This is a genomic window from Cohnella mopanensis (assembly GCF_022352055.1).
In the GTDB taxonomy this organism is placed as follows: Bacteria; Bacillota; Bacilli; order Paenibacillales; family Paenibacillaceae; genus Cohnella; species Cohnella mopanensis.
The window spans coordinates 374,675-387,940 of the sequence record NZ_JAKRWM010000010.1; the positions used below are offsets into that span (position 1 = coordinate 374,675).

The 13,266-nt window shown below is 52.9% G+C and carries 14 protein-coding genes; 2 read left to right on the forward strand and 12 right to left on the reverse strand.

Annotated elements, in window-relative coordinates:
- Positions 1 to 55: 55 nt before the first annotated feature.
- Positions 56 to 880 (reverse strand): hypothetical protein, encoded by an 825-nt coding sequence (locus L3D05_RS17620; RefSeq protein ID WP_239617613.1) that lies wholly within the window; start codon positions 878 to 880, stop codon positions 56 to 58.
- On the reverse strand, positions 846 to 2,120 hold the full coding sequence (locus L3D05_RS17625) for a M48 family metallopeptidase (protein ID WP_239617614.1): 1,275 nt from the start codon (positions 2,118 to 2,120) through the stop codon (positions 846 to 848). Before L3D05_RS17625 ends, L3D05_RS17620 begins: the two co-directional genes overlap by 35 nt.
- A gap of 165 nt (positions 2,121 to 2,285) precedes the next feature.
- On the opposite strand from L3D05_RS17625, the gene L3D05_RS17630 reads away from it, so the two are divergent.
- Positions 2,286 to 2,624, forward strand: a complete 339-nt coding sequence (locus L3D05_RS17630; protein WP_239617615.1) for a L,D-transpeptidase — start codon at positions 2,286 to 2,288, stop codon at positions 2,622 to 2,624.
- 23 nt (positions 2,625 to 2,647) lie between these two features.
- On the opposite strand, the gene L3D05_RS17635 is transcribed toward L3D05_RS17630, so the two are convergent.
- On the reverse strand, positions 2,648 to 3,625 hold the full coding sequence (locus L3D05_RS17635) for a glycosyltransferase family 4 protein (RefSeq protein ID WP_239617616.1): 978 nt from the start codon (positions 3,623 to 3,625) through the stop codon (positions 2,648 to 2,650).
- A 162-nt stretch (positions 3,626 to 3,787) separates the two neighbouring features.
- Here L3D05_RS17635 and L3D05_RS17640 point away from each other — a divergent pair, with 162 nt between their 5' ends.
- On the forward strand, positions 3,788 to 4,738 hold the full coding sequence (locus tag L3D05_RS17640) for an aldo/keto reductase family protein (protein WP_239617617.1): 951 nt from the start codon (positions 3,788 to 3,790) through the stop codon (positions 4,736 to 4,738).
- Positions 4,739 to 4,828: 90 nt separating this feature from the next.
- Here the strand turns inward: L3D05_RS17640 and L3D05_RS17645 are convergent, their stop codons facing one another.
- From L3D05_RS17645 to cobK, 9 genes are read right to left on the reverse strand one after another with little or no spacing between them, the layout of a single operon-like run.
- The gene (locus tag L3D05_RS17645; protein ID WP_239617618.1) at positions 4,829 to 5,386 is read right to left on the reverse strand and encodes a nitroreductase family protein; all 558 of its coding nucleotides are present in this window, start codon (positions 5,384 to 5,386) and stop codon (positions 4,829 to 4,831) included.
- A gap of 6 nt (positions 5,387 to 5,392) precedes the next feature.
- Positions 5,393 to 6,790: a cobyrinic acid a,c-diamide synthase CobB gene (locus L3D05_RS17650; protein WP_239617619.1), complete on the reverse strand. Its 1,398-nt coding sequence runs from the start codon at positions 6,788 to 6,790 to the stop codon at positions 5,393 to 5,395.
- Positions 6,787 to 7,941: a cobalt-precorrin 5A hydrolase gene (locus L3D05_RS17655; RefSeq protein WP_239617620.1), complete on the reverse strand. Its 1,155-nt coding sequence runs from the start codon at positions 7,939 to 7,941 to the stop codon at positions 6,787 to 6,789. Before L3D05_RS17655 ends, L3D05_RS17650 begins: the two co-directional genes overlap by 4 nt.
- Positions 7,938 to 8,717, reverse strand: a complete 780-nt coding sequence (gene cobM, locus L3D05_RS17660; protein WP_239617621.1) for a precorrin-4 C(11)-methyltransferase — start codon at positions 8,715 to 8,717, stop codon at positions 7,938 to 7,940. Before cobM ends, L3D05_RS17655 begins: the two co-directional genes overlap by 4 nt.
- The gene (gene cobI, locus L3D05_RS17665; RefSeq protein WP_239617622.1) at positions 8,714 to 9,424 is read right to left on the reverse strand and encodes a precorrin-2 C(20)-methyltransferase; all 711 of its coding nucleotides are present in this window, start codon (positions 9,422 to 9,424) and stop codon (positions 8,714 to 8,716) included. Before cobI ends, cobM begins: the two co-directional genes overlap by 4 nt.
- Positions 9,417 to 10,700 carry a precorrin-6y C5,15-methyltransferase (decarboxylating) subunit CbiE gene (gene cbiE / locus L3D05_RS17670; RefSeq protein ID WP_239617623.1) on the reverse strand — a complete coding sequence of 428 codons (1,284 nt, stop codon included), beginning with the start codon at positions 10,698 to 10,700 and terminating at the stop codon, positions 9,417 to 9,419. Before cbiE ends, cobI begins: the two co-directional genes overlap by 8 nt.
- Before the next feature lie 31 nt (positions 10,701 to 10,731).
- The gene (locus L3D05_RS17675; RefSeq protein ID WP_439647956.1) at positions 10,732 to 11,838 is read right to left on the reverse strand and encodes a cobalt-precorrin-5B (C(1))-methyltransferase; all 1,107 of its coding nucleotides are present in this window, start codon (positions 11,836 to 11,838) and stop codon (positions 10,732 to 10,734) included.
- A gap of 1 nt (position 11,839) precedes the next feature.
- Positions 11,840 to 12,490, reverse strand: a complete 651-nt coding sequence (locus tag L3D05_RS17680) for a precorrin-8X methylmutase (protein ID WP_239617624.1) — start codon at positions 12,488 to 12,490, stop codon at positions 11,840 to 11,842.
- A gap of 1 nt (position 12,491) precedes the next feature.
- Complete coding sequence (gene cobK / locus L3D05_RS17685; protein ID WP_239617625.1) at positions 12,492 to 13,265, reverse strand: precorrin-6A reductase; 774 nt, start codon at positions 13,263 to 13,265, stop codon at positions 12,492 to 12,494.
- Position 13,266: the final 1 nt, after the last annotated feature.

Below are 13,266 nucleotides of genomic sequence, written 5' to 3' on the forward strand. Positions count from 1 at the left end.
TGTATTGAGTATATAAGCCGATGAACGGCGACGTCAACTTCGTCTGTGCATTAGATTATTTTACAACCGCGGAGAGCCAAGAGAGGATCGCTCCCAACGTAACTTCCAGATTCGATATTCCGTTTTCGTTCACATAAGGCGCGCTATCGCGAAAGTAATCCGCATGTTTACCTATGATTCGTACGGCAACGATTTCAGAGGGAGCGTGTTTGTTCTTTTGCCAGTAAGGTAATCGTTTCCTCTGTCCACCCGATGCTCTAGCTTCCGTTACCTGAACCGCCGTGCCGCCGATTGTCCATCCTCCGTACGTTCCGATCCGCGAAACGAAATCCGAGGATCTCCGAGTTACAGCCGTCCCTATATCTCTTCCCGCCGCATGAATCGAAAGCGTGAACGGCTTGAGCCTTTCCGGAATCCGACATCGCGGAGAACCGATCATCACGACCAAACAAGACGAACAAAATCCCTGCTCCAGCAATAATTGACCGGTATGGACGGCCGCGACTCCCCCTCCGCTGTGGCCGATCAGAATCGTCGTGCTTTTCCTTCCCTTTTCGCCTGAATCGAGCGACTTGCGGATGGCTTGTAAGGCTCGATTCCCTCCGATGGAATTCGAGATGCGCGCTGGGCGGAGCCGAAGATCCGACCGGATCTCCCACAGTTGCGGGAGAACTCTCCTGGTCCAATCCCCATAAGGGAACAATAGCTCCGTATGAACGGGCTGCCCCTCAGATCTTAACGCACTAAATAATCCTATCCGCTCAAGCTCCGACAGCAGGGTCATCCGAAGCTTCTCCATGAACAAGGGAGACGTCCCCAGCCCCGCCATGAAGTACAGTTCAAGTTTATTGCCCTCTTGCCCGATCGAATCTCTCTGCATCGATAATCCTTTCCATGTCCGACGGATGGTCGCTTCGGAGCCACTTCACGAGTAAAGGCGGATGTATATCGCTCAACACGACTACGGACATTTTCTGATTCATCGAGATCGAACCTTCCGCGCTGCCGATTAGCTCCATCGCATAACGATCCGCCGAAGCCTCGGCTTGCCTGGATACGTAATTTGATAACGGTAAAGATGCGAAGGAGAGAATGGAGAGGAGCAGCAACACTAGCGGTAAGGCCGTCATATCCGACTCGGATCGAATTCCCCATTTCGCGCCTCGGTTGCGAATAATGATTTTATAAAGCCAACTTCCGACGAATAACAGAACGAACGATGACCCTACCGCGCCGACTGCGCTCCATTCCAGGTGATGCTTAACATAGTGGCCCATTTCATGCGCCATGATCAGGAGAATCTCTTTGTCGTTCAAGCTTTTGAGCGTAGTATCCCAAAGAACGATTCTTAAGGAGGAACCGATCCCGTTAACATATGCGTTCATAGCATTCGTCTTGGCGGACATGTCGACTTCGTATACCCGATGGGCGGGAATATCCGCTTTGGCCGCCAGCTCGAGAATTTGCCGTTCCAACCCCGGATCGGACAAAGTCGTGAAGCGGTTGTATAACGGATCGATCACGACAGGCTGCACGTACATCATGAACAGCGTGAACGGGATTGAGATAAGCCAAAGCTTAAGCCACCATTTGCCCCCGCGTGAAATGATCCAGAAGGCGAATGCCGATACCGCAAGCATCGTCAAGTAGCTAATGCCGAATCCTACAAGCTTATCCCTTAGCCAACCGCTGACCGGCTGCGTTGATATGCCATAGGCTTTCGATAAGTTATAACCCGCAACCCGCAACGGAAAATAGAGCAAGTAAGCAACCGCATTCAGGACCAGGATGTACACAGGAAACTTGACGACGATTGGCAAGCGGTAGCTATCCAACAGAGCTCTCCATTTCTTCGCGAATCCGCTCGCCAAAATCGCAAAATAAATGAGCCATTCCCAAGGTCCGCTCATGAAGAAAATCCAGTTTCTGGCCGCATTGAGCGTTTCGCTCTTTGACAATTGGTCAGGTGTATAGAACGTGGTGGGGTCTGCTGCCGTTCCGCGGTAAGCCTCGGGGACTTGGTTCGGCGATGTGTACCATACGTAAGCCGCCATAATGACAGCATAGCAAATGAATATCAATGAATATCGCAGCAAAGCCGATCCTTTAAGTAAGCGCATATCGAGGTTACTCCTTATGCTTAGTTGTTATGATCATAACATAATGTAGAGACGGTATTCCCATCCCTTTCCATGGAAAGATGATAACGACGACTTGTTTGCGTCCATTATTCCAGTATCGAGCTACCACACTCTACATAAACATAGGATTAAGGGGGAATGTCCATGCCCAGCTATCGCATTATCGTCGATCTGTCGGACCGTAATCTGTATTTGCTTGACGGGGATGTTGTCGTGAAGTCATACCCGGTCGGCATTGGCAAAATATTAACGAAAACGCCAACCGGCGATTACATGATCGTAAACAAACAAGCCAATCCGGGAGGGCCTTTCGGCGCTTTCTGGATGGGCTTGTCTAGACCTCACTACGGAATACACGGCACGAATGACCCCTCATCGATCGGCCGGGAAGTCAGTCACGGCTGTATTCGTATGTACAATGAAGATGTCCTGCAGCTTGCCGCGATCGTGCCCATAAGAACGAGAGTTACGATTAGGTATTGAGCGCTCCCAACAAACGGATCACGTTACGGGCCGCTTGTCGTAAGTTGATTAAGGAGCTTTTCAATTTGGATAATTTGGGCCGAGAAGGAATAGCGAAGTTCAATGAACGAGCGATATTCGCTTGGCCGATACCCCTCTTCCGTTACCATTTCGAGCAGATCATCCATCGTATTCCATAAATAAGCTTCCTCGTACACTTTTTTCGCTCCATAAAAATGATGAACAAGCGGCTTAATGCCTGTCGCCATCGCTTCCATGATGGACTTATGCTGGCTTTCGAGCGGACTTGATGACACAATAAAATGTTTATCCCGCAAATACGGATTAACATCGTTCTGCCAGCCGTCGAATTGAATGCAATCCGTTAAACCTAATTCGGCAATCATTTGATTAAAATACGACTGGAAGCGAATCTCTTGATAGGTACCGGCAATAAATAACTTATATCTGGCATCCATTTTATGAATTGCATTAAAGGCATGCAACAATATCATAGGCCCCTTCTTATAGTTGATATAGCCGACATAAGCAATGTTGAAGCCTTTGTCGCGCTCGACTAACGGATATTGGTCCATGGGCACGCCATTCGGGATAACGACGGTTTGCTCCAGTCGTAAAGCCGGCACATGCTTTAACACATACTCTTGAATAGGTTGGCCTACGAACACGACTTTATCGACGGCTCGCCAATTCACGTGATATGGATAATAGGCAAAAGCCTCGTAGCTATGCAATCTGCAGACGACCTTCCTGAAGGATGCGATAGGTAGCTTGCTAGCGTGAACGATAAGATCGTCGCACCATTCGAACCAGCAGATGTCCGCCCACAGCATGTCCCGTTCGATCTGGCTCACTTCCCTAACGGTTACTTTTTTTACCGCATATAAATGGGAGAGGTGGGCGATGATCGGATTAATGAAGGCATCCTGATCGGGTTTGACGAAGAAAACGATTTTGGGCATTGGTTGCCAAGCGAGTTCCATGTTCGTTCGATCGTTCATGACCAATCCTCCGTAACTACCATTTATCGATCCCGCTGACTTCCGCAAATAGTATATGAAGGCTTCTCCTAAGGTGATTGGACCGATCGTATCGTATACGGGATGCAAATATGCTAAAATGATATCTGTAATCAACTTAATGACAGAAGGGATGACTTTGCTATGAATTACCGTAGACTAGGCCGGAGCGGCCTTAAAGTTAGCGAAATCAGTCTGGGCAGTTGGCTTACATACGGAGGTTACGTCGAGCAAGAGCGCGCGGCGTCCGCGATTCGCAAAGCCTACGAGCTCGGGGTTAACTTCTTCGATACCGCTAACGTGTACGAGCAAGGCGCCGCTGAGAAGGTCATGGGCACCATTCTTCGCGACTACCCGCGAGAAAGCTATGTCCTCGCTACGAAAGCATTCTGGCCGATGGGTGAAGGTCCGAATGATCGCGGACTGTCCCGCAAGCACGTCACAGAGCAGATTAACGCGAGCCTCAGCCGACTGGGGCTTGATTATGTCGATATTTTCTATTGCCACCGCTATGACAAAGAGACGCCGATCGATGAGACGTTGCGCACGATCGACGATTTCGTTCGACAAGGCAAAGTTCTCTATGTCGGCGTTAGCGAATGGACAGCTGCGCAAATGGAGGAAGCTCTAGGAACGGCCGACCGTTATTTGCTCGACCGGATCGTCGTTAGCCAGCCGGTATACAACATGTTTAACCGATATATAGAGAAGGAAGTTATTCCTCTCGGCGAAGCGAAAGGAATATCCCAGGTCGTATTCTCGCCGCTCGCCCAAGGTCTGCTGACGGGCAAATACGATTCCGTCGCTTCCATTCCATCCGACAGCCGCGCGGCTAAGCTGGAGTGGGTGAAGAACGGTATCACGGAAGAGAAAATCGAAGCTGTCAAGAAGCTGGCGAACATCGCCCGCGAGATTGATCTCACGACGGGTCAGCTTGCACTTGCGTGGATTCTCCGTCAGCCTAACGTTGCTAGCGCCTTGGTCGGAGCTAGCCGGCCGGAGCAAGTCGAAGAGAACATTAAGGCAACCGGCGTTAAGCTTTCGGAAGAAACGCTAGCTGCAATTGAGGATATTCTGGCTTCGGTTAACGCGTAATTTTAATATCAAAACCCCCATTCTCATCGTCGGTATTATGCGACGGTGAGAATGGGGGTTTCTGTTTAGGGTATGTTTGTATGATGTTCTTTACAAAAAAGTCGTTTTCTCGCGGGACGAGGTTCTTGCCGTCGTCGGCGTCTCTTCCGCAGGATAACCTATGAACAACGTTCCGACAACCCGTCTGTCGGCGGGTGACCCGATAAACCGATGCATGCGCTCATCGTGAACGAGACCGACTCCTCTCGTGCGCCATACGAGACCGAGTCCAAGCTCGCCCGCGGCGAGCCACATGGAATGAATGGCGCAGGCTACCGCGTATTCATTGTCCTTGCTGGAGGCTTCGTCATTCGCGATCCTATCGGACGTAACGACGATTACTAACGGCGTTGACGTGACGACCTTCAGCGATTCCGCGACCAGATTAGGCTTCGTTGGGAAACGCTGCTCCAAATATTGTTGCGCCATCGCTTCGTATCGTTCCTTCGCATCGCCTTGAATGACGTAGAAATGCCAAGGCTCGCGCAGCCGGTCGTTGGGAGCCAGCACGGCTGCTTCGAGAAGCGCTTGAATTTTCGCCTCCTCGACCTTGTCCGGCTTGAGGTTCCTTACCGCTCTTCGCTGCTGCAATAATGAAATCACCGACATCGTTATTCAGTCCCCTTCCCCTTGATAAGCTTGACAACGTGCGACCCATCGCCCGACCATGGCAGGCTCGGAAGCGAAATGAAAATGAACGTAGCCTGCAATCAAGTTACCCTCTTCGTTGCGATATCCGTCCTGCTTTTTCCCTTGCCGACCCGAAGTTTCGTAGGCATAAGTTGTATTCTCTTCGGAATCCGGAACATAGGCAGAATAGTGGAACTCGTGGCCTTTCGCCATGTCTGAGGTACCTAGTAGAAAATTGCCTTCCGTTCCGCTTACTTCCCTATAACCGAGCGCCGCCAGCTTCTTCTGCATGCGCACGAAGCCGGGAACGAGTCCGAGCATCGGATACCGTCGGCCGCTCGTATCCTCGATCGCCTGGGTCAAATACATATATCCGCCGCACTCCGCCAGTGTAGGAATGCCCGATTCGACCGCTTGACGGATCGACTGTTTGACCGCTTCTCCCGCGGCCAGCGTCTCGGCGAATTCCTCCGGGAATCCGCCTCCCAAATACAAGCCATGAACATTTCCCGGCAACCGTTCTCCGGCAAGCGGCGAGAAATAAACGATGTCCGCGCCATGAGCTTCCAGCAGCTCGATATTTTCTTGATAGTAGAAATTAAATGCCGCATCTTTCGCTACCGCGATTCGGACCGGTCGGATCGGTTTGCCGCCTCGCGACCGGAACAATCCGGTCTCAGGTGCTTCCACTCCCGCCGACTCCGCAAGCTCCCATATTTTATTTATGTCAATCGTTGATGAGATCAAATCGCCTAGCCGATCGAAGAAAGGCTGAAGCTGTCCTCGCTCGATCGAAGGAATCAGGCCAAGATGCCGCTCCGGAATTTCAATCTCGTCTTCCCGCTTCAAGTAACCGACGACGGGTACGCCGCACTCCTGTTCAACGGCATCGCGAACGATCCGGTAGTGGCCTTCGCTTCCGACCTTGTTCGCGATAACTCCTGCAATCCTGACGCGAGGATCGAGGCACTGGAACCCTTTCACTATCGCGGCCACGCTTCGCGCCATGCTTTGGCAATTAATGACGAGCAGCACGGGAGCTTCCAGCAACAGGCTGATCTCGGCGGAGCTTCCTACGTTGTCCGTCGCATTTTTGCCATCATAGAGTCCCATTACCCCTTCTATGACGGATATATCCGCGTCCCGGCTCGCTCTCGCGTAGACCTCTTTAACCGTCTCATGCGTGAGCATATAACTATCGAGATTACGGGAAACCCTTCCGGTAACCGCGGTATGATAGGTTGGATCGATATAGTCGGGGCCGCACTTGAAGCCTTGAACTCGGTGCCCCGCGCGTTTCAACGCCGCCATAAGCCCGATCGTCAGCGTTGTTTTTCCGACGCCGCTTCCCGTTCCGGCGATTACGATTTTGCGAACCGTCATCCCTGCAACTTCCTTCCTGCTGCTCGCCAGCCTTGTTGCCTGATTCCTACTGAGATTGTAACGTTACCCGATTTCTTCTTGAGCAACGCTAGATCCGTTGAGCCCGTATAGAGCTTGACCGCGGGTTCGCTCACGCCGTAAGCGCCGGTAAACTTGAATACCGTTTCGGAAGGCGCTTCGATCGTCGCTTCGTTTAACTGCTCCGGCGTATACGTGACCAGCTCCCAACCGAATTTGTTGGCTACCGCCAGCAGCCCTTCCTCGTCCTTCTTCAAGTCGATCGTGCAGACGGCTTGAACGCTCTTGATGGACAATCCGAGCTCCGCCAAGGATTGTCTCACGACCGACTCAATCTCTTCGGCTGGCGTTCCGCGGTTACATCCGATGCCGAGCGCGATCACCTTCGGACGATATAACACGCCGTTTGCCAGAATCGCTTCTTCTTCCGGCGACAAGATCCGGTGGGTCACGACGAGCGCGGCCTGCGGTTTCGCAAGCAACCCCTCCGATAAGGAACCATACGTCCGAATATTCGCGGGAAGCGGCGTGTCGTATAGCCACCATTCCGGTTCTCCGGATTCCTGAACGACGGCCACCTGCTCCTCGTTCACGACCGATGCGCTTACCGGTGTCAGCTTCTCGTCGGATTCCCACACCCAGCCGAAACGACGGCCGAACAAATCTACCGCTATCGTACCTTGCACGTCCGATGCCGTAGTAATGACCGCTCTCGCTCCGATCGCCGCGGCTACTTCCCGGGTCAATTCGTTCGCTCCGCCCAAGTGACCGGACAACACGCTAATGACATGCTCCCCTTTGTCGTCTATGACGACGATTCCGGGATCTTTCTTCTTATCCTGAAGCAAAGGAGCGATCATGCGAATGACGGCTCCGAGCGAAATGATGATAATAAGGCCCTTATACGCCGGAAATAGGGCGGGAAATAGCAGCCTGACGCTGCCCTCGAATAGCTGAATCCCTCTTTCTTCTTCATCTCCGCGCCCAAACTTCGACATATAGTAGAGATCGGAGTGGCCGAACGAGGCATGCAGCTTACGCGCGTGCTCGACGCCGTGCTTCGTGATCGCCACGATCGCATAATCCCCGTTCCGCTTGATAGCGGGGATTTCTCCTTCCAACAGCGAGATCAAGACGGCTTCACCCCTCTGCGGAACCGATGGGTAAACTCCTTATCGTACAGCTTGGAGCGATACTCCTCGTTGCTGTGAATTTCGGGATCCAAAGCCCACCCAGCTAAAATCATCGCATGCGATCGAATGCCGTTCTGCTGCATGTCCCGGTCTAGATGAGCGAGCGTCGTTCGAACGATCTTCTGATCCGGCCACGTCGCGCGCTGAATGACCGCGACGGGCGTCTCTTCGCTCCACCCCGCGTCGGTAAGTTCCTTGACGACTTTCTTAGTTAACGTAGCGCTTAAGAAAAGCGCGATCGTGCAATGATGGGCAGCCAAATCCCGCAGTTTCTCCAACTCGGGTACCGGCGTTCTGCCTTCCGCCCGCGTCAGGATCAACGTCTGCGTAAGCTCCGGAATCGTAAGCTCCGCTCCGATCGCCGCGGCTGACGCGAATACGGAACTGACTCCCGGTACGACTTCATATCCGATGCCCTCCTTCTTAAGGAGTGCGATTTGTTCCATAATAGCTCCGAAAACGGCTGGATCTCCCGTATGGACCCTGGCAACGCTTTTGCCTTGCTTCACCCGGTCGACCATAATGGCGACCATCTCGTCGAGCGCCATTCCCGCGCTCTTCAAAATTTCCGCGCCCGGCTTCGCCTTGGCGATTAATTCTTCGTTAACGAGCGAGTCCGTATACAATACGACGTCCGCTTCTTGCAGTAGCCGCAAGCCTTTAACTGTAATGAGATCCGGATCACCTGGACCCGCTCCGATAATATGGATTTTCATTTTCTCACCACCATCAACGTTAAGTATTCTAACTCGCGTCCTTCAAGTACCCGAATATCGCGCCAGATCATTTCCTCGGAAGACGTAACTTTCGTCAACACCGATGCTTTGTCTAGCAAACCGAGATCGCCTAGCACGCGAATCATCAGGTCGATCACTTTGGCCACTTTAATCAGCACGACGCAATGATGCGACTCGATCGCATGGCGCATCGCATCGTAGTCGTCCATCGCGGGAACGATCGCGATTTGCTCGTCGCCGTCCGCCAGCGGAATTCCGAGGCGGGAGGCCGAGGCGTTCACCGACGATATTCCCGGAATCGAACGGATTTCCACTTCCGGATGGCGTTCTTGCATCAATCTCATCAGATGAATGAAGGTGCTGTAGATCATCGGATCGCCTTCCGTAACGAATGCGACGTTCTTCCCTTGCTCAATATGCGTCCATACGGTGTCTACCGTCTTATTCCACTGCATCTCCAACGCTTCGCGATCTCTTGTCATCGGGAAGGTCAGTCCGATCATTTCTTTCTCTTCCGTGTTCACGTAGAGCTCCGTAATCGTCAAAGCATAGCTCTTGGCGCCTTTTTTCTTGCGCGGATACGCAATGACGGGGCTCTCCCTGAGAATGCGGAACGCCTTTACGGTAATGAGCTCCGGATCCCCGGGTCCGACGCCCAGACCGTACAATATGCCTAGCTCACTCACTTGCGCATGTCTCCTTCTCGTTCGCCGCATCGGGCTCTTTATGTTTGGCCGTAATGATATAAACCGGATTCAAGCCTTCGAACCGGGTCATGTCCAGAATCGGCTTACTCCGGGAAATCTGCACCATCGAAATATTCACGGCAAGTCCTTCCGCCGCCAGAATTTTGTTGGCTTCATATAAGTTCTCGATCGTAACGGCGTTAAGAACGATTCTGCCGCCCGGCCGAAGCCTCTCCGCGCATATCCTTAGTAACTCCTTCATCTCGCCGCCCGTGCCGCCTAGAAATACCGAATCGGGATCGGGAAACGACTCCAACCCCTCCGGCGCCAGTCCTTGAACCGCAGTAATGTCCGCACGGAAACGGCGCATGTTCTCCAAGCAATTTTGAAGGTCCGCGGCGTTCTTCTCGATGGCGTATACTTGACCTTGCTTAGCGATTCGCGCCGCTTCTATCGCGACCGAGCCCGTGCAGGTTCCGATATCCCAGACGATGCTATCCGGTTTAAGCGCCAGTTGGCCGAGGCTTAATACGCGAATTTCCTTTTTCGTGATCAATCCTTTATCCGGTTTCCGTTGCGAGAAAGCTTCGTCTTCGATACCAAGCGGCCACGAAGGGATAGATGCCGACGCGTCTGCATCATGCCTGAGAATAACTACATTTAACGGGGAAAACGTATGCCCCCCTGCTTCCTGTAGCTCGTACCATCCGCATCGTTCCGACTCGCCATCCAAATTCTCGGCCACGAACATCCGGTATTCCGTCATTCCGAAATCAAGCAAGTATGCGGCGATCGCCCCCGGATGATTGTTCTCGTCCGTCAGAAGCGCCACCTTCGATTTGCCGTCGATTCGTTGAGCGAGTCCTTTCATGCTCCGTCCGTGGAGGCTGACCACTTCGGCATCTTGCCAGCTCTCGCCCAATCGGGCAAAAGCCGCTTGAATCGAGCTCGTCGTAGGATAGATTTCTACATCTAGCTTCGAACTCAGATATCCCCCGATTCCATAAAATAAAGGATCCCCGGATGCAAGCACGACGCACCTTTTTCCTAAACCCGCTTCTTCGATCAAGCGGTTGGCCGAATTCGCAAGCGAGCCTTTGAGCACGATTTTTATCCCCGTATACTCAGGAAAAAAAGCCAACTGCCTCTCGCCGCCCATCAACACTTCGCTACTCTCTATCCAGTTCAGATATGTCGGTAACAGACTTTTCTTGCCATTATCCCCGATTCCGATTATTTTCGGTTTCCAGGCCAACCGGTTGTCGCCCTTATCCACTCCGCATTCACCCTTTCCCGGCTATCGTCCTTTATCTGCTTGCTTGTCCTAGCAAGACGGCTTTCATAGATATAATGACGGTTTCCAAGTCCATTCCGCCGCCTACCTCGCGCAACCCTTCTTCGCAGCAATAAGCGCATAACCGTTCGAAAAAAGCGCCATATCCCCACTCTTGCATCCAATCTCCGACCAGCGCCGCCGTATTGGCTTCCAGAATAGCCGCTTTCTGTTCAGCAGAAACGCCTGCTTCTTCCGCCACCTTGGCAAGGAAACCGAAGTCGACCGGCGCGCTTTTGTTATGTACCATCATTACGCCTTGGGCGACTTTGGAGAACTTCCCCATCATTCCGACGAGCGTGACCTTACGTACGCCTTGTTTCTTGCAATGCAATAGAGCGAAGCCGACGAAGTCGCCCATTTCGATGAAGGCTTCTTCCGGAAGCTCGGGATACATCTCCATGCCGTACTTCTCGCTTCGCCCCCCCGTCGACAGCACGAGATGGTCGCACCCGCACTTTACCGCAACGCGAATCGCCTGTACGACGCTCGCCTTATACGCCGCGGTAGAGAAGGGGACGACCGTCCCTCTCGTTCCCAATATCGAAATGCCGCCTAGAATGCCTAGGCGACCGTTTAGCGTTTTCTTGGCAATCTCTTCTCCGTCCGGCACCGAGACCACGACCTTCACTCCGCGCTCCAGCTTGAACAAACCGAGCACGAACGCGACCGCATCGCGGATCATTTTGCGCGGAACGGGATTGATCGCGGCTTCTCCGACGGGTACGGGCAATCCGGGTTTGGTCACCCGACCGACCCCGATCCCTCCGTCAATGACGATGCCCGGCTCGGGCATCCATGACACGCGCGAGATTATTCGCGCACCATGCGTCGCATCCGGGTCGTCTCCTCCATCCTTGATCACTTCCGCTTCGGCGAAAGTATCGGAGAACTCATTCCTTACGATCTCGAACGCGACTTCTATTCCGATAGGCAGCTTAATCGTCGCTTCAGCTTGAGCTTCTTGCACGATAAGAGCGACGAGAGCCGCTTGAGTAGCCGCCGTCGCGCAGGAGCCGGTCGTATAGCCGTGCTTTAAGGGCTTCGTCTCTTGGTTATCGCCTTCCGCCGCCATCGCCATCTTAGCCCATCCGTTCCGCCATCAACGAAATCGCGTTAACCGCGGCAACCGCAACCGGACTGCCGCCCTTGCGCCCGATGTTCGTGATGAACGGGATATCCAGCTTCGCAAGCTCCTCCTTGGATTCGGCGGCCGATACGAATCCGACCGGAACGCCAACGACGAGACCCGGCTTCGCCGCTCCCTCTTTCACGAGACGAATGAGCTCCAGCAGAGCCGTCGGGGCGTTACCGATCGCATAGATGCCTCCTTCGGCTTCCAAAATCGCTTTGCGAATAGAGATGATCGCGCGGGTTGTATTGAGTCTCTTAGCCTCTTCCATGACGTCGCGATCGGAAATATACACTTTCACAGATCCGCCGAATTTCTCGATCCGCGGCTTGCTTATGCCGACTTGAACCATTTGAACATCCGCAACGACCGGACGTCCGGCACGAATCGCTTCGATGCCCGCTCTAATCGCATCCCGATGAAATACCAAGCTCCGCCCTAATTCGAAATCCGCCGAAGCATGGATGACCCGTTGCACGACCGGATATTGTTCCGCGGTAAAAGGATGTTCGCCAAGCTCTTCCGTAATCATCTCGAAGCTGCGCTCTTCGATCTCCTGAGGTTGCACGGTCAACGGTTTAAAATCGGTATGAAACTCCATGTTAAGTCCTCCCTAATATTTCGTTCGATTTCGAGATAACGCCCTCGAACTCGTTAAAGTAAATTCCGTAAGCCACAGCGGGACGACCGATGATGATCGTCTCGATCCCGAGCGCCAGCGCGGATTCCAGCTTCTCGTCCACCGCTCCTACCTTGCCGCTTTCCTTCGTGATCATTAAGGTCACTTTATAATGGCGATACAACGCCTCGTTAAGCTCTTTGGAAAAGGGACCTTGCATCGCAACGATGTTTTTCTGCTCTAAGCCGAGCTCTTCGCATTTCTCCATATTGTCTCTGCGAGGCAGCATCCGGGCGACCAAGGTCGTATCCGGGAGTGACAGCAGACGCTTCGCAAAGATCGCAAGCGTCTTGCTTCCCGTCGTCAGCATGATAACGCCTTTCCGTTCCGCGGCCAGTTCAGCTGCCTGTTCGTAATCGTCCACGTATGTAATAAGCGGGTTATCCTCGAAAGTAAGACGATCCCGTTCATAGCGAATGTACGGAATCCCGATCGCTTCCGAAGCCGCAATCGCGTTACGAGAAGCTTCTTCAGCGAACGGATGAGTAGCGTCGACAACGAGCCTAATTCCTCTATCTTCGATAAGCCCCTTTAGCGCATCTTGAGGCAGTCTTCCGGTAAGAACCGGCAAACCCGCTTCTTCCATCGATTTGGCCGCGCTCTCGGTAACGACCGTCGTCAATAGCGAATGGCCTTCCCTCTGCAAGAGAAGCGCCAGCTCGCGGGCATCGCTCGTTCCGGCCATGACCAATATCATT